The sequence below is a fragment of the Rosistilla oblonga genome, from assembly GCF_007751715.1.
In the GTDB taxonomy this organism is placed as follows: domain Bacteria; phylum Planctomycetota; class Planctomycetia; order Pirellulales; family Pirellulaceae; genus Rosistilla; species Rosistilla oblonga.
The window spans coordinates 4,226,204-4,243,842 of record NZ_CP036292.1; the positions used below are offsets into that span (position 1 = coordinate 4,226,204).

Annotated in this window: 11 protein-coding genes and 1 tRNA gene; 8 read left to right on the plus strand and 4 right to left on the minus strand. The window is 56.3% G+C overall.

Annotation, left to right across the window (positions count from 1 at the left end):
• Positions 1–75 precede the first annotated feature (75 nt).
• The gene (locus CA51_RS14895; RefSeq protein WP_197451203.1) at positions 76–2,502 is read left to right on the plus strand and encodes a prolyl oligopeptidase family serine peptidase; all 2,427 of its coding nucleotides are present in this window, start codon (positions 76–78) and stop codon (positions 2,500–2,502) included.
• 211 nt (positions 2,503–2,713) lie between these two features.
• Entirely contained in the window at positions 2,714–4,030 is a 1,317-nt protein-coding gene (locus CA51_RS14900; RefSeq protein ID WP_145121898.1) for an outer membrane protein assembly factor BamB family protein, read from the plus strand.
• 139 nt (positions 4,031–4,169) lie between these two features.
• On the opposite strand, the gene CA51_RS14905 is transcribed toward CA51_RS14900, so the two are convergent.
• Positions 4,170–5,543, minus strand: a complete 1,374-nt coding sequence (locus CA51_RS14905) for a Gfo/Idh/MocA family protein (protein ID WP_145121900.1) — start codon at positions 5,541–5,543, stop codon at positions 4,170–4,172.
• A gap of 573 nt (positions 5,544–6,116) precedes the next feature.
• On the opposite strand from CA51_RS14905, the gene CA51_RS14910 reads away from it, so the two are divergent.
• Both CA51_RS14910 and CA51_RS14915 read left to right on the plus strand, forming a co-directional pair.
• Complete coding sequence (locus CA51_RS14910; protein ID WP_145121902.1) at positions 6,117–6,545, plus strand: hypothetical protein; 429 nt, start codon at positions 6,117–6,119, stop codon at positions 6,543–6,545.
• Between the two features lie 345 nt (positions 6,546–6,890).
• The gene (locus tag CA51_RS14915; RefSeq protein ID WP_231745710.1) at positions 6,891–8,594 is read left to right on the plus strand and encodes an FAD-dependent oxidoreductase; all 1,704 of its coding nucleotides are present in this window, start codon (positions 6,891–6,893) and stop codon (positions 8,592–8,594) included.
• 19 nt (positions 8,595–8,613) lie between these two features.
• Here CA51_RS14915 and CA51_RS14920 read toward each other — a convergent pair whose 3' ends face one another.
• Positions 8,614–9,333, minus strand: a complete 720-nt coding sequence (locus CA51_RS14920) for an NAD(P)-dependent oxidoreductase (protein WP_145121904.1) — start codon at positions 9,331–9,333, stop codon at positions 8,614–8,616.
• Positions 9,334–10,063: 730 nt separating this feature from the next.
• On the opposite strand from CA51_RS14920, the gene CA51_RS14925 reads away from it, so the two are divergent.
• Complete coding sequence (locus CA51_RS14925; RefSeq protein ID WP_231745711.1) at positions 10,064–10,930, plus strand: hypothetical protein; 867 nt, start codon at positions 10,064–10,066, stop codon at positions 10,928–10,930.
• Between the two features lies 1 nt (position 10,931).
• Here CA51_RS14925 and CA51_RS14930 read toward each other — a convergent pair whose 3' ends face one another.
• Complete coding sequence (locus CA51_RS14930; RefSeq protein ID WP_231745712.1) at positions 10,932–12,236, minus strand: IS256 family transposase; 1,305 nt, start codon at positions 12,234–12,236, stop codon at positions 10,932–10,934.
• Positions 12,237–13,195: 959 nt separating this feature from the next.
• Between CA51_RS14930 and CA51_RS14935 the strand changes: the two genes are divergently transcribed.
• The 3 genes from CA51_RS14935 (at position 13,196) to CA51_RS14945 (ending at position 16,407) form a co-directional block, all read left to right on the plus strand.
• Positions 13,196–13,885, plus strand: a complete 690-nt coding sequence (locus tag CA51_RS14935; protein ID WP_145121916.1) for a response regulator transcription factor — start codon at positions 13,196–13,198, stop codon at positions 13,883–13,885.
• Positions 13,882–15,330 carry a sensor histidine kinase gene (locus tag CA51_RS14940; RefSeq protein ID WP_145121918.1) on the plus strand — a complete coding sequence of 483 codons (1,449 nt, stop codon included), beginning with the start codon at positions 13,882–13,884 and terminating at the stop codon, positions 15,328–15,330. The genes CA51_RS14935 and CA51_RS14940 overlap by 4 nt, the downstream gene beginning before the upstream one ends.
• A 612-nt stretch (positions 15,331–15,942) precedes the next feature.
• A complete protein-coding gene (locus CA51_RS14945) occupies positions 15,943–16,407 on the plus strand; it encodes a PepSY domain-containing protein (RefSeq protein ID WP_145121920.1) in 465 nt (154 codons plus the stop codon).
• Positions 16,408–17,285: 878 nt separating this feature from the next.
• Here the strand turns inward: CA51_RS14945 and CA51_RS14950 are convergent.
• Positions 17,286–17,358: transfer RNA gene (locus CA51_RS14950), tRNA-Lys, on the minus strand.
• Between the last annotated feature and the right edge of the window lie 281 nt (positions 17,359–17,639).

Consider the following 17,639-nt stretch of genomic DNA (forward strand, 5'->3'; position numbering starts at 1 on the left):
TCTCGTTTCATCCCCGCCACCCAACAAGTCCTTATGCGTTGCAAATTCTATCCTGCGATTCAAACTGCGTGTTTCGTGCTTGCTGTCGCTCTGTCGTTTGTTGGAATCTGTGAGGCACAACCCTACGGTCCACTCACAAGGCAAAACGTCAAAACACATTTCGATGACGACGGCCAATCGATGTGGTATTCGGTGAACGTCACCGGCGGGCAAGAGTTTTACAAAGTCGACTTGCAGACGGGTGAGAAGTCGCCGTTGTTTGACCGCGAAAAACTTCAAGTGGCGCTGGCAGATGCGACGGAGCAGTCGATCGAACCAGCCGATCTACTGCGTTTACGCCGCGTCGAAGTACTGGAGAACGGGGCGATCGCGTTTGATTCGCTCGGAGCGCGGTGGAGCTTCACCGCGGCGGGAGAACTTGTCCAATTCGACGTTCCGCCTGCGGAGATCGCATCGCTGTTCACCCGCAGCAAGCGTTCGCGTCAGGGAGGCGAAGCGATCCGACTGCGGATCGTCAATCAAACCGCCCTGCCAATCCAGTGCTACTGGCTGGCGACCGATGCAAGCCAACGGAAATACCAAACGGTTGTTCCAGGAAACGAAATCGCACAGCCGACCTATGCGGGGCACGTCTGGAGCTTGCGGGACGATCGCGATCGGGAACTGCTGCGATTTGCCGGCGATGATCAAACGGGCGAAGTCATCATCGACCAAGCTTGCCTCGATTCCTATCGAGACTTTTTGCAAACGACGCGCGTTCAACGCAACTCGAAGAATCCGCAAGCGGACGCAGCGCGGCGGGTCGAGTTACGGCAAGGCAATGTTTGGTTCTTACCAAAGACTGGCGAGGAGATCGCGCTGACTGAAGATGCAGACGATCGGATCTCCTACCGCAATCTAAAGCTCTCGCCATCGGGACGCTACGCTGCGGCGCTTCGCGACCAACGCCCGGCCGAAGAGCGAGTGATTCGGATCGTCGAATCGCGCCCACGGCATCAGACTCAGCCGCTGTTGCACGAACTGCAATACACCAAACCGGGCGATGAGATCACGCAAACCCGTGTCGTGGTGTTCGATCTGGAAAGTTCTAAAGAGATCGACGTACCTCATGATTTGATGGAAAATCCGTGGCGTATCGATCGACTGCAATGGCTCGCCGACCGCGATCAATTGACCTGTCGGTTCAATCAACGCGGACACCAAGTGTTGCGTCTGTTGCGGATCGATCCTGCGGAAGCAACAGTTGACTCAATCGCCGAAGAGACAAGCGAGACGTTCATCCATTACGGTCGCCATATCATGCGATGGATTGCCGGCGAAACGCAATTGTTGTGGTCGAGTCAGCGGGATGGCTTTCGACATCTGTATCGCTACGACATCGCAACGGGTGAGCTGATCAACCAAGTCACCTCGGGATCCTGGGTTGTTCGCGAAGTGATCGAGGTCGATGAAGCCTCCGAAACGATCTGGTTCAGCGCGTCGGGGATCATCCCCGGACAGGATCCGTATTATCTGCACTTATGCCGAGTGCAGTTTGATGGCAGCGAGCTGACAGTTTTGACTCAGGGAGATGGGACGCATCGCTGGGAATTTTCGGAGGATCGCCGCTGGTTGATCGATCGATTTTCGCGAGTCGATTTGCCCACGGTGACTCAACTGCGTCGCGCCAGCGATGGCGGGCTCGTGTGCGAACTGGAACGGGCTGATTGGCAGGCGATGCGGGACAGTGGATGGACGGTCCCCGAGCGGTTTGTCGCCAAGGGACGTGACGGCGAGACCGATATCTATGGGATCATCATCCGCCCGGCGGATTTTGATCCGGCGAAAAAGTATCCGATACTCGAGAACATCTACGCCGGGCCGCACGATTCGTTTTGCCCCAAAGCCTTTGCTGTACTCCCGCGCGATCACGAGATGGCGAACCTTGGTTTCATCGTCGTCCGGATCGATGGGATGGGGACGGCGAACCGAAGTAAGAAGTTTCACGATGTCTGTTGGAAGAATCTCGCCGACGCCGGTTTCCCGGATCGCAAGCTGTGGATCCGAGCCGCGGCGAAAGAGCATCCCGAGATGGATCTTAAACGCGTCGGAATCTACGGCGGTTCGGCGGGAGGGCAAAGCGCGATGCGTGCGCTGATCGACCATCATGATCTGTACGACGTGGCTGTCGCCGATTGCGGATGCCACGACAACCGAATGGACAAGATCTGGTGGAACGAACAATGGATGGGGTGGCCCGTCGACGGGTCGTATGCGGACAGCAGCAACGTCGACCACGCTCACCGCATACAGGGGAAACTGATGCTGATCGTTGGCGAGATCGACAAAAATGTCGATCCCGCGTCGACGATGCAGGTCGCCGATGCGTTGATCAAAGCGGACAAAGATTTTGAGTTGCTCGTGATGCCCAGCGTCGGCCACGGTGCTGCAGAAACTCCCTATGCCAACCGCCGCCGGGCGAAATTTCTGGTGCGGCATCTGCAGGGTCGCGAGCTGGAGTAGCTTCCTTCCGCGGCGCGGCTTCGTCGCTCGGTCGAGCGATAGTTTTGCGATCTCGCGACAAGGTTGTCATTGACAGTCGGGGCGCGACCGGTGACAATCGTTGACCTAATGAGATGCATTCTCATTAGCGAAGTCAAAGCCCAGCCAGCCAACGTATTTGTAGCCAGCTCCAACGGGTTCGCATCATCACCTACTGCCGCTGAGTCTACAAATGTCCGATTTTCATCGATTCTCGCTCCCTCTGGGGCTTCTTGTTTCATTTGCCACCGCGATCGATGTGGTCGCCGCACCGCCGAGTTGGCCGGAGTTTCAAAACGGCGGGCAGGCTGTTGCTGCGGAAGTGAATCTGCCGACGCATTGGGCTCCCGATCAAAACATCGCTTGGACCGCCGATATCGTCGGCTACGGCCAATCCGCTCCCATCGTGGCTCACGACCAGATCGTCGTCACGTCGACCAGCGGCGAGAACAAAGACGACTACCACGTGTCGGCATACGACTTCGCTAGTGGCGATCTGCGATGGCAGGTCGATCTAAAGAATCCATCTCCCTTTAAAAACACGCCGATGGTCAGCCGAGCCGCTCCGACAGCCATCGCGACCGACACCGGCTACATCGCCTTTTTCGAAGGAGGCGCGTTGATCGCGTTGTCCCCCGAAGGGAAAACGCTGTGGCAGAAAGACCTGGTGGCAGAGTATGGCAAGATCGAAGCGAGGCACGGTTTGTCGGCTTCGTTGGAACAGAACAACGACCTGTTTTTTGTGTGGGTTGAACGAGGAGAAGAGCCTTACATTTTGGCGTTCAACAAAACCGATGGCGAAGTGGTTTGGAAGGCTCCCGGTGTCGGTGCGACATCGTGGGCGTCGCCTCGCTTGATCCCCGTTGGCTCATCGCACCATTTGGTCTGCAGCGCCAGTGGCAAGATCGTCGGACTCGATCCCGCCAGCGGTGATCGGTTGTGGGAATTCAGCGACATCTCCAACAACACCTCGTGCACCCCGATGCCGGTCGGCGACGGACAGTTCTTGATCGGTGCTTCGGATGGACGAGGCGAGTCGGCCGCCGGGGCTGCGGCAGCATCGAACGGGCTGATCGAAATCAGCAAGGGAGAGGATGGCAAGTTCACCGCCGCCTATAAGTGGCAAGCGAAAAAAGCGACTTCGACTTTCGGAAGCCCCGTCGTTGCCGGCGAGACCGCGGCGATCGTCAACCGCACTGGAGTCCTGTATCGATTGGACCTGCAGACCGGCGATCAAGTATCGATCGCTCGGACCGCCGCGGGCGGGATCTGGGCGACGCCGATCGTAGCAGGAGACCGGATCTATCTGTTCGGCAACAAGGGAACCACATCGGTCGTCTCCTTGACCGACGGCAAAGAGATCGCCAGCAATCGCTGCTGGGATGCAGAAGCCGAATCGGGCGAAGGCGTCCGCAGCGGCAGCGTTTTGTATGCTGCTGCCGCCGCATCGCCGTATTTGGTTCTCCGCCGCGGCGACAAGCTGTACGCGATCTCGGCGGGAGATGAATAGGTTCGCCACGTCCCACGATATTGCGTGAGATGGAAGGTAGGTTCGCCACGCGTCACGATCTTGCGTGACGCGGATAGACGAATTGGTGAGCCAGCGTGACAGCCGCCGCGGGGGCGGCTGATTGAACGCCAGCAAACGGTTACATGTTGATTTCGTAACCCTTGCGATCTTCACGCGACAAGAACGAATTGGCTTGGTCGTCGCCAACGATCTCGCGTTTCGTTGGATCCCATTTCAGTTCCCGATCCAAACGCATCGCGATGTTCGAGAGGTGGCAGATCTCGAGCATCCGGTTGTGCGACCAGACGTCGGAGATCGGTTGCTTCCGCGACTTCATCGCATCGATAAAGTTGGCGGTGTGGTTCTCGCTGACCGGGCCACCGTAGACCTCTTCGATCGCTCCCTCGGGCAACGGATTTTCCTTCAGTGCTTCGACGGGAGCTCCGACGATCTTGCCACGGTTGACGAAGAACCGGCCTTCGGTCCCTTCGAACAGGATACCGTTGTCGCCAGCGCTGTTGATCAGCATCTCGACGTCGTTAGGCATGTCGACGCGGATCTTAAAGCTGGTCGCGGTGTTGTATTGATCGTGGACCACAGGGTTGCCGTCTTTGTATTCGACGGGCAGGCTGTATTCCAACGGCGTGATCTTGCTGGGGCCGGTGTCGCTGGCTCCCAGAGCCCAACAGGCGATATCGACGTGGTGGGCGCCCCAGTCGGTCAGTTTACCGCCGGAGTATTCGTGCCAGTTGCGGAACGAGTAGTGGCAGTTGCTGTACAACGGAACGCCGCCGCCGTAACCCTGGCGCATTTCAGGCAGTGCGCGGTAGTCGACTTTAGGAGCTGGGCCGAGCCAGAAGTCCCAATCGATTTCCTTTGGCACTTCCGCGACCGGGATCACAGGCGAAGCCACCATGCCGCCGATGCCACAAGTCACTTTCTTGACCGTGCCGATCCGCCCCGCCTTGACCAATGCGATCGCTTGCAGGAAACGCTGTCCCGATTCGGTCCGCTGCATCGTGCCGACCTGGAAGACGCGGCCGGTCTCTTTGACGACCTTCTCGATCAATTTGCCTTCGTCGATCGTTAGCGTCAGCGGCTTCTCACAGTAGACATCTTTGCCGGCATACATCGCTTCGACCGAGATCTTGGTGTGCCAGTGATCCGGAGTCGCGATCATCACCGCGTCGATGTCTTTGCGGTCCAGGATTTCGCGATAGTCTTTGTAGCCGTCGGGCTTCTTCTTTTGCTTCTCTTCCGCTTTGGCAAGGTTGGCCCCCAGGACGTTCGAATCGACATCGGCCAAGGCGGCGAAGTCGGCGAATTTGAACGACTTGTTGGTGATTCCCCAACCTTGGTTTCGCAGTCCAATCGTCGCGAAGACGGGACGTTCGTTAGGCGATTGCAATGCGAAGGCGCGGTTGGCTGCGGGGGCAACGAAGGCCGCGGCACCGGCGGCAGCTGTCCCTTGCAGGAAGCGACGGCGAGAGGTTGTTTGGCGAGATAGGGACATTTGGCAAAATCCTTATGGGGTCGAGATTCAGACGGTTTGCAGCGGCAGCGTGACAGCAGATGCCCTTGGGCGGGCAACATCGGCTCTCCAGCCGCCGGAAGATATTTGATTTATCGGGTGTCAATCATAACTAAGATCGATCCCCGCCGCACTATCGCAACATTTCGGATCGGCGACCGAGTCGTCAAGCGGCGAAACAAGAGCGTCGGGGACGCTGAAATCGCTGGTTGTTCGCCACAACGCTCGACCACGCTTGCGATGTGTATGTGCGTATACTCTCTGTGATCGGTTGGCCGTTGAATCGATTCCAACAATCTGCGGCCGAAAGAATTCTTAGCGACTTTACGTTCGGTATCACCTCCCGATTGTGACGGAGCTTCTTCGGTTTGCTACGATTGTGCGCCGCCCCAGTGGCGGTTGCCACGCCTCCTGTTTTACGGCCTTCGTGCCGTTGGACAACGGCGCGGTAGGTAGAACGAGGTTTGTCCGTCAGCGCCACGCTAACTCGTTTGGAAGCCAACGGATCTGACGCATCTGAAATGTCGAAACGTCCACTTTAACAGGATCAATAAGATGGCAGACTATGTGATTCGGCGAGTCGTGATCAGCACGGTCTTTCTTGTTGTTATATTGACAGGGCTCGCAACCGCTTCGTCGGAAGACAACTTCGACGGAGCAGTTTGGAAGTTTCAAATGACCAACAAGCTGAATCCATCGTCTGTTTTTGTTGGCCGGTTCCGAGTGTCCAATCACATTCTCTACCAGAAAGCGTCACCATCGGATCCCAAATATTCAAAGCGTGTTGGCGAGAACCATCCCAACCACAAGAAGACTCGGTTTGAGGTGAACGATTTCCGAGTGTTCACACAAATCGGGAAGAAGATGTCGACGATAAAGGGGACTGGGCGATTGTCGTATAAGGAATTGGGAGAGTGGAGTGGGCTGTTTACCGATGGCGACGGCAATAACTGGAAGTTTAAGGCCGAGCGAATTCAGGAATAGAACTTTCGGTGGAGCCCAGTCTCTCTGGGAGCGTAACTCTCAAGTGCAGTCAAGCGCTGCGATCTGAACAGTCGTTGGACGTCCGCTAGGGATTAGCCCTCCTGTAGCTGGCTCCAATTTTCTTCGAGCCTGATCTCCGCGTCGCCGCGTGATTCGACCTGTGTGGCAGTTCTGCGATCGATCGTGGATGCAACACTAGAGAAGCCATTGTTGCTCAGTTATCATGGCAGATCGCACCGTCGGATCGATTGGATCTGGCGTTGCGTCCCGCCCAATATCGCGGTTTCCGCAGTCTCCGACGTCGATCACGATCACCTCGCCTCACCTATTGCGCAGCCTCCCGCCATGACAAAACAAACCAACACTTACAACCGCCGGTCCTTGATGCAAGCAGGACTCGCCGGCGTCTCTTTGGCGTCGCTGCCCGCTCCTCTGTTCGCAAGCTCCGAACCCGAACGCGAGGCTGACGTTGTGATCATCGGCGGTGGACTTGGCGGGTGTGCCGCGGCGATCGCAGCTCTTCGCAATGGACTCAAAGTCGTCATGACCGAGCCGACCGATTGGATCGGTGGCCAGTTGACTAGCCAAGCGGTCCCGCCGGATGAACACGCTCGAATCGAAACAGCCGGTGCGAATCAGTCGTATCGCACATTCCGCTCGCAGGTTCGCCAGTATTATCGCGATCACTATCCGCTGACCGACGCCGCGCGAGCCAACCCGCGGCTTAACCCCGGCAATGGAAACGTTTCGAAACTGTGTACCGAGCCGCGGGTGGCGCTGACGGTCTTGGAACAATGGCTGATGCCCTACGAGCAATCGGGCCAGTTGGTCGTGTTGCGGAACCATGTGCCGACAGCCGCCGATGTGGATGGCGACCGCGTGTCGGCGGTAAGCGTTCGCAGTGTCGAGACCGGCGATGCGGCAGTCTTGCGTGGCAAGTACTTCATCGATGCGTCGGAGCTTGGCGATCTGCTGCCGTTGACCAACACGGAATTTATCACCGGCGCGGAAGCTCAATCGGAAACGAACGAGATGCATGCGGCGGCGGTCGCCGATCCGAACAACCAGCAAGCGTTTACGGTCTGCTTTGCTATCGATCATCTGGCGGGTGAGAACCACACGATCGATCGCCCGGAGGAATATTCCTTCTGGCGGGACTACGTTCCTCAAATGACTCCGCCTTGGCCGGGCAAGCTGCTCGACTTTACTTACACCCATCCGCCAACAGGAGTTCCCAAAAAGCTGGGCTTTGATCCGGCGGGAGGCAAGTCGGTCGACGGCGCATTGAACCTTTGGATTTATCGCCGAATCATCGATGCGTCGCTGTTTGCACCTGGACATTTCGCCGGCGATATCAGTCTGATCAATTGGCCGCAGAACGACTATCTGCTCGGAAATCTGGTTGGCGTTTCAGAGGAGCAAGCGGCGCAGCACGTCGCGCGAGCCAAACAGTTGAGTCTGTCGTTATTGTATTGGTTGCAGACCGAAGCGCCGCGTCCCGACGGCGGGACCGGTTTCCCTGGCCTGCGACTGCGACGCGATCTCGTCGGCACCGAGGACGGCTTAGCCAAGGCTCCGTATGTGCGTGAATCGCGACGGATTCGAGCAGAGTTTACGGTGCTGGAAGAGCATGTGGGACGCGAGCAGCGAGCTGCCGTGAGCGGTGAATCGATCAAAAAGGTTAAGGCCGCGCGTTTCGACGATTCTGTTGGTGTCGGCAGCTACCCGATCGACCTTCATCCTAGCACCGGCGGTGACAACTACATCGATTTTGCTTCGCTTCAATTTCAGGTACCACTCGGGGCGCTGCTCCCCGTTCGCATGCGTAATCTGATTCCTGCTTGCAAGAATATCGGCACGACGCATGTCACCAACGGCTGCTATCGACTGCATCCGGTCGAATGGGGAATCGGCGAAGCGGCCGGGGCGCTAGTCGCTCACGCAATGCAAACCAACCAGACGCCTCATGCGATTCGCGCCACCCCACAGCGGCTGGCCGACTTTCAAAACCAGATCCGCAAGCAAGGCATGGAAACCGAGTGGACATAACGTCGACATTGTGTCGCCACTACGCGTTGCAAATCACTGGCATCTGACCTTTCCATCGATTCCATGAGTCTTCGTTGGAAATCAATTCAGCCATGAAATGAGCCACGTTGATGCGGCTAGTTTTGCCTGCGTTGAAGATGGCGCTTCGCGTTGGCGAGGCGTGGGGGTGGTAATCGGAAACATCCGCTTCGTCGGTGAGTGTATCGGGGCGGACGACAACCCACTGGATCGACGAATGGTTTTGGCCGATGGCCGTTCGTAGGTACTCCGCCGCCAGTTCATTGTCGAGATGGGGAGGTACAGCTCGACGCAGAAGCGTCAGCACGCACTGCTCAGCGAATGAAATGCGTTCATCGAGATCGCGGTTGGAATTACCCGCGGTGTTCATGAGGACAAATTTAATCGGCTTGGACGCTCCCTTTTTCATGGCAGCTTCGGACAATCGCTGAACAGCTCGAGTGACCAACTGACGCGGATGCCCAAATATCCCCTGGAGTGTGAGGTTGTGCCCGAGACATGACGCCACTGCGTCGCAGCCGTCGACATACTCTGCGATATCTTCATCTGTTGCATCGGAGATACTTGCTTCGATCACCGACAGCAGTGGGTGCTCCAGAAGCGAAGGAGGGATTTTGTTGGACGACCGCACGATCGCTCGAACGCGATCCCCTCGAAGCAACAGTTGTTCGACGAGTAGCTTGCCGGTTGCCCCGCTTGCTCCAACAACAAGTGACGTCATCGACGTGTTCTTCCAATAAATTGAGTAGCGGATTCACGCCTGCAATCGCCAAGTCGGGAAACTGGAAAGCCGTTCTCAAGTCACCTGGCGTGGCGGTAGAGGCTGGGGGAGTTCAACAAGTCTCTCCACACGCACAACGATACTCAAACGGGTTAGCAAGCGTTAGTACCGCACGGGGCCAAGCGAGCGCGAAGTTCGATCCCAACGTGAATCCAGAGATTGGGGACCAGAGATTGGGGACAGGCAGGGCAAAGATTAGGGACAGGCATAATTCAGAAAGGGTAACCGTATTGGGGCCGGGATAATTGATTGGAGCCAGGCACTGAATATCAACTGGAAACAGCGTGCTTAGCCACGTTGGATTCGCGCACGCCCAAACAACGTGGCTTCAATAAATTCGCTTCGTGGAGTGATTGCTCAGCTTGGTGGCAAACTCATTAAAATTGCCTGAGAAAGCGAGTAGGCCTAGAATTACTGAGTTGTTAATCGATAGCATGTTGGCTCGATATGGGGGAGGGATTCAGCGATGGCTCGCCAAACGCGTGGAGAGGTGATCGATCCGGCGGAAGTTCAGATCGTGCATTGTATCGAGCGTTGCGTACGCAGAGCTTACTTGTGTGGCCAGGATCCACTGACAGGAAAATCATTCGAACATCGTCGCGGTTGGATCCGACAACGGCTCGAATTCTTGGCGTCATGCTTTGCTATCGACTGCCTGACATTTGCGATCATGCACAACCATCTACACCTGGTTTTGCGAAGCCGCCCAGATGTTGTCGCGGGGTTGTCGGACGAAGAGATCGCACGTCGTTGGTTGCGATTGTTTCCGAATCGGCGTAACGACGATGGTTCGCCGGCAGATCCTAGCGATGCCGATATCGAAATGATTGTCGGCACCCCAAAGATCCTCGCGCAGCGGCGGCGGCGCCTTTCGGACATCAGTTGGTGGATGCGATGCACCGCCGAGAACATTGCCCGGCGTAGCAATGCCGAAGATGACGTGACCGGACACTTTTGGGAAGGACGTTTCAAGGCTCAGATCTTGTTGGATGAGTTGAGCGTGCTTGCCTGCGCCGCCTACGTCGATCTAAATCCAATCCGCGCGGCGATGACTGAATTACTAGAAACAAGCGAGTTCACCGGAGCCAAAGAGCGAATCGACGACATCGCTCAGTTGACGCCAGCGAGTCGAACGCATCTGCATGATTGGGAACGAGCCAGCCAGCAGCAGATCAGCGGGTGGATGAGTCCTTTGGAAATTGACGAACGTGACGATCCGACCGGGCCCGATATCGAACGGAGTCATAGGCGGGCAAGCTGCAAAGGCTTTCTGTCGATCTCGCTGGCAAAGTACCTTGAATTAGTCGATTGGACTGGGCGTCAAATCTGCAACGGCACTGGAGCTTCGATCCCCGCTGATCTTGCACCGATCCTACGTCGCATCGGGCTGGATTCCTGCGCGTGGTGCAACTTAATCAAACGCTACGGGCGAGTTTTCAAACGCGCTGCCGGCACGTCAGAAAGTCTCGCTCAGGAAGCTAAGCGGCGCGGCCAGGCGTGGCGAGTAATTGTCAATTGTTGTGTTTTGAGAAATTGAATTAGGCGGCGATCTCATCCTGCATGATTCCGTCTTTGAAGGAACGCCCTTCGGTGACGAGAGTGATCTTTTCGTGGCAGTTCAGGCGTCTCCATTTCTTGGATGCTGATTGGGCGAGCTTGAACATCATCGCCAAGCTTGCTCGCCGGGTTCCACTTCCTTTGGTCTTTCGATGGCGAAGCCGGATCGTCGCGAACGTGGACTCGATCGGGTTGGTCGTTCGGAGGTGACTCCAGTGCTCCGCCGGGAAGTCGTAGAATGCCAGCAGCACGTCACGGTCCTTCATTAAGCACGCGCATGCAGGAGCGTATTTCGCACCGTACTTTTCAAGGAAGTGATCGAACGCTTTGTTCGCTTCGGCCTTCGTCTCGGCTTGCCAAATTTCGTGCAGGTCACCCTTCGCCTTGGGCTGCACGCTCTTGGGCATCTTGTTCAAAACGTTGGCCGTCTTATGGACCCAGCAGCGCTGTTCGCGGGTCTCGGGAAACACTTTCCGAATCGCCGCCCAGAAGCCTAACGCACCGTCACCGATGGCGATCTTCGGAGCCATCTTCAGGCCTCGTTGCTTGAGATCGATGAGCAGTTCACTCCAGCTTTGTTCGCTTTCACGGTAGCCATCGAGGACGGCGATCAGTTCCTTTTTCCCATCGGGAGTTGCTCCCATTAGCACCAGCAAGCACTGCTTTTTGTTGGCATCGTCTTCCAGTCGGACCTTCGCGTGAATGCCATCAGCCCAGACGTAAACGTATTGCTTACCCGAGAGATCGCGTTTGCTCCAGTCGTCGTACTCGCTGCACCACTGCTCTTTGAGACGACAGACGACGTTCGCGCTCAGGCCAGCAGCCCGCTCGCCCACGAGCGATTGAAGCGCTTCTCCCAAATCGCCCGTGGAGATGCCTTTGAGGTACAGCCAAGGGATCAGTTCTTCGATAGCTTTGGTCTTGCGCAGGTAGCTTGGCAGCACGCTGGGCGAGAATGTGACTCGCTTGCTGCGATCCGGAGCGTTGTCGCGAACTCGACCTTGAGTGACCGCGATGGAGCCAGCACCGGTGAGGATTTTTCGCTCCGGCAGGCTGCCGTTCTTGACGACGAGCCTTCTGCCACGCTCGTCGATTCGATCCGCGTGCAAGGAGATAAAGGCTTCGACTTCGGCATCGATCGCCGCTTGCAGCATGCGTCTGGCTCCCTCGCGGACAATCTCGTCGAGCGGGCTTCGCTGGTCGAACTGCGCTCGAAAGGAAACCACTTCGGGATCGATCTGGTTGTCCACTGGCACGTCGGTTCGATCTGCTTTAGTCTGATTCATGGCGTATTCCTTTGCCCACGTCGGGCCGTTGGAGGGTGATAGTTCCAACAGGATGCGCCACCTTTTTCATTCACTCAAGAACACGACTTTCGACAATACCTCCAGGCGTGGCTCCAAGCCCCCGGTAATCCATTGACCGCATGTGCCCCTTGAAATCGCGCAGCGTTGCCGTTCCTTCCCGCTCCGAGTCTCCTCAGTCTGTGCTACCATTGCGTCGGCGCTTCGCCAAAAGGTCCTGCTCTGGGAGAGATCAGCCCTGCCAAATAAATTGTTAGCGACGGAACTCCCGTTGCTGACAACAACGGTCCAGTAGCAGCCTTCGGAAATTGGATTTCCTGCTCCGCTTTTCAAAAAATGCCTGTCCCCGTTTTGCCCGTCAGATAGATGACTGGCCCCAATCGGAAGCGCGTTCACCTCACTCAGAAAGATGCCTGTCCCTAATCGGAAGCGGTAGCGGCGATCTGCTTTCGGGATTTGCAATGAAGGGCACTCTAATCCATACCGTCAAAACGACAGGGAGAGGAGATTTTTTTGGGGGGATAAACCATTCTTTAGAACGGACTCAGCCAGTCATTAACATGCAGTGCGATACTCCTTGCAGATGGTTTGATGTTTTTCTGCTTTGCTGGAGGAAGAGGATGCACAGTATTGTTACGATCGTACATGTTTCCGCCGTGGTGACTGCCGCCGTAATCCTGGGGGCGTGTTTGGTCGGCTGGATTCGCACTCAATCCAATCTCCAACGCGAACATCGACTTCCATAGGCCGCGCGAAACCCTCGGCCATCGATCCGTGGCACCAGAATCGTTCAGGAAATGCCCCCCCCCCAAGGCTGAAGCAACATCGCCCAACATAAAGAATTTTTTATCGACGGCTCATTGGCGGCTCACTCGGCCTACGCATAATGCAGCTGCCGCCTGTTTCCAATCGCATAACCGCCTCCGCCGAGAATCGTTCAAATGAGTGTTCGTATCCTAGTCGTTGAAGATGATCCTGGGATATCAGACTTCCTGATCCGCGGTCTAAACGAAGAGGGGTATACGGCGGAACTGGCTCAAGAGGGACGGCACGCTTGGTTGCGACTGCAATCCGAAACCTGGGACCTGGTCATCCTCGATTGGTGGTTGCCGGGGGAGGACGGCATTCAAATCTTGCAGCGTTTTCGCCAGAAAAACCGGACAACGCCGGTGCTGTTTCTGACGGCTCGCGACGGTGTCAACGAGCGAGTCACCGGGTTGGACGCCGGGGCGGACGATTACCTGACCAAACCGTTTGCGTTTGAGGAACTGCTGGCGCGCGTTCGGGCATTGTTACGAAGGCCCAGCCAATCCGACAGCGTCTATCTTGAGTACCGCGACATTCGTATCGATTTGGCTCAGCAACGCGCCACACGCGCCGACGTGCCACTCGATTTGACAGCCAAAGAGTTTTCATTGCTGTCGATGTTCCTGCGACATCCCGGACGCGTCCTGTCGCGAACGCGAATCTATGAAACCGTGTGGGACGAAAATTTCGACGGGCTTTCCAACACGCTCGAAGTCCATGTCAAAGACCTACGACGTAAGCTGGAATCGCTGGGGCCGCGCGTCATCCAAACACGCCGTGGGCAAGGCTATATCCTCGAATCGCAAGACGCGGGGCACGGATGAAGCTGACCACGCGAGTTTCCGCCTACTTTCTCGTGGCCCTAGCGATTGCGTTGACGATCTATTCGCTGGTCTTCTATTCCGTAACCCGGCGGCAAATCGAGTCGCAGTTCGAACGTGAATTGCAAGGGGTTCTCAACTCTTTCGTTGCCGTCGCGGAGATCGAGGATACCGAAGTTAAGTGGCAACCGTTGGAGCATTCGGTCTCTTTCGGTTCGTTCGACGATTTCGGTGAGATCCATTGGGTCGTTGTCGGGGACAAGAATCGAGTTGTCGAAAAGTCGCGTAGTGCGGACCAGGCGATGACATCCCTGGCAATGCAGTTGGCCGCTGGCAATGCAGCCAGCGGCACGATGCTGGCGCAGATCGAACCGAAACGCCAACAGAGGATTCTTTATCATCGTTTGACAGCCCCTCATCCGCTTGCCGTGAACCGCGAGCTGGATGAGTTTGACGAGTTGATAGTGGTGGTCGGCCGATCGACTGCAAAACGCGATGCCATCGTTTCCCGGCTGACGTTCTTCGTGACGATGTTGCCACTGGCTGCATGGTGCGTCGCCGCGGGACTCGGACGCTGGATCGTTCGGCATGCCCTCCGCCCCGTTTCCGCGATGGCAGATCAAACCCAATCGATCGCCGGCTCCGATTTTCAGACACGGCTAATCGTGCAAGATACTGGCGACGAGCTTGCGGAACTCGGAACGACCTTCAACCATTTGCTCGACCGCCAACAGGCGGCCTTTGAGCAGCAAAGTCGCTTTGCGGGAGATGCCGCTCACGAACTACGGTCTCCCATCACCGTCTTGCTCGGCCAGATCGACGTCACGTTAAGGCGACCTCGATCGGTCGACGAATATAAAACGACCCTAGAACTGCTGCGAACCAAGACGCTTTCACTTCAAGAAATCGTTGAAGCCTTGTTGTTTCTCGCTCGCAGTGAAGGGGACACCGCTTCACCAACGATGCAGCCGATCGCGTTCGCGTCTTGGTTGAACGACTGTGCATCAACCTGGACCAACTTGCCGCGCGGGGCGGATCTACGTCTGGAGAATAGCGTAGAACAATCGGTCTCGGTGAGAGCTACGTCGACACTGCTGGGGCGGATCGTCGAGAACCTCGTATCCAACGCGATAAAGTACAGCTCGCCCGGAAGCCCGATCGAAGTACAGGCGATCAACGACGCAAATCATGTGGTCCTTCGTGTCACCGACGCTGGTTGTGGGATCTCCGAATCGGATCAGCAACATCTGTTTGATCCCTTCTTTCGCTCCAGCGACGCGCGCAGCAAAGGGATCTCTGGTAACGGTCTTGGGTTGGCGATTGCCAGCCGTATCGCCACGACACTTAGTGGTACGTTGCAGGTGGAGAGTACACTTGGCCATGGCAGCTGCTTTACGGTGCGTCTACCGATCGATTTGAAAAGCGAGTCGTCGAATCATCCGGTTTAGTCACCGATTGAGCACACGCCCAACCGGTATTTGCTGCCCCCGTCACGATCTCCTCGGTTGCAAAACAAAAGTTGCGTCCACCTAAACTGGAATTCATTTTCAGTTCATCGTCGTCTTAGAACGCCTGGCGATACTTCCTTCAGACATCGACATGTTGCCGATGCCGCGAACTGACGCACGACGTCAATTCGAATCTGGTTCGCTCCCGAAGGAAGAAATCATGCGACGTCTCCTGAATTCGTTTTTGCAATCTCTGTGTACTGCACCACGCGATCCTCGCACGATGGATCCAATGGCGATGACACTTCACGATGTCGTACGCCTGGTGGATCAAGAGCGTCGCGAGGCAAAGCTGCAGCCAGCTCCCATCCCCCGCGCCCAGCGAGTGCTGCCAAAGAGCCAGGTTTTGAACGTCGCGAAAGCCGGTGTCATAAGTCCACTGCGGCATCTCGCCCCTAAGGCAACTGCGTGATGAAGGGAACTTTAAGTTCAATTCACAGTGCACTTATCTACCGCGACTAATATTCGCAACATGGTCATCGACCTGTCCAGCGATTCCGCGATTCGGTTCCCTGCGACATAAAGCCAACTCATCCAACGAAGGAGAAGACAATGAAAGCGTTGATTCTGTTTGCAATCCCCGGCATCTTGGCACTGATTCCAATTCAATTCACCGATGCCCAGTCGACCGGCGGTAGTCGTATGCCGCTGATCAAGATCGTTCGGCAACTTGAAGCGGACGGGTACAAGCCTTTCAGCGAGATCTCGATGGATGATGGTAACTGGGAAGTCGAAGTCCGCCAGAACGATGTCGCTTATGAGCTGACAGTCGACAGCTTCACCGGAAAAATTCTATCCCAACACCGCGACGATCCCGACGACCACCCCGCCAAAGATGCGCTGCCGTTGTCGGAAGTCTTGAAATCGCTCGCCGAAAATGACGGCTACAGCGACATCGATGAGGTGTCTTTCGAACGGCGTTATTGGGAAGTCGAAGCATTCAAGAACCGACAAAAACGAGAGCTGCACGTCGATCCCAGAACCGCAAAAATCATCGCCGATCGAATCGACGATTGATTCAAACAGCGGTCGACGCGAGGCAAGTAGGGCGTAGGCGTTTCGGGGACGATAGCAAGTAATTGCCTTCAATACGTCTCAGTAGCTGTCTGTCCCTAAGCACTCCGTGGGCCAACAACCCGCCGAGCTAATTTTCAAATTGCCAGGCCTTCAGCCCGACGATCGATCCCGAAAGGATGCAAGAAGGTAGCCGGAGGTCGTCGCGCAGCGGCGCACCTCCGTAATGCGGCGTCCCAACGCGCGGATCCCGAATGGATCGCAGTGCCATTTGGGGACAGGCATCAAATGATCGAGGCAATGCACGCCGGAACTTGCCTGTCCCCTTTTGGTTGCTTTTGGCTTTTCTTGCCGGTGGGTTGGGGGCAGCCGCCAAATAATCTAGGCAACGCATATCAGAACGTGCCTGTCCCCAAATGGGATCCCCAAATGGGAAAACGCGGAGATTGCCTGCGACGTGGGCGAAGCGAGCGGAACCCTTGGTGCGGGCTGCGGGCCACTAGCCACGCCGTATCAACCACCAGCCACGCCTTATCGATCGACATCGACGTCGGTACGCGGAACTGCTGAGTAGCAGCGTTCCCCAATTGGACGCGTGGGTTCGGGATGGGCTGATTACCAAGCATGCTGATCGGCAAGCGAGGGCTGTTCGATCCGGATGCGGTGAGCACTGCAATTGCCGCCGCGCCGACTGCGCGCTTAGCTGGAAGCGAGATTAAAACGCTCGTCCCTTGATGCACATCGAGCACTGCGACCCAACGGTGTTGAAACCGAAGCGGCTGACTCATCGGCTGCTGGCGGGCTTTCGCCCCAGATGCGCATAAAAAAACCAGCGTATCGCGGCTTGTCCGCCGGAAAAACGCTGGTGAAGATAGGCAAAATGCCCCCACTAGGACTCGAACCTAGGACCCTACGATTAAAAGTCGTATGCTCTGCCGACTGAGCTATAGGGGCTGCCAGAAGCTGTCATTGATGCGACGTTTAAGACGCGACAGCTTCGGGAACGGTATCTTCTACAAAATGTCGATTTTGTTAAAGGGGGTGGGCGGTTTTTCCGGCAGATGATTTCAAATTGATCGGCTGGAAACCGTTATCACCCGAACAGACGGGGTGATTTGCCAACTTGCCCCCATGAAGGACAGCGGACGACGCGATTGGTGATCAAAAAAAACACGGCGGAACGCAACTTTTGCGTTCCGCCGTGGCGTTTAATCACCCAAGGATGGAACATCGAC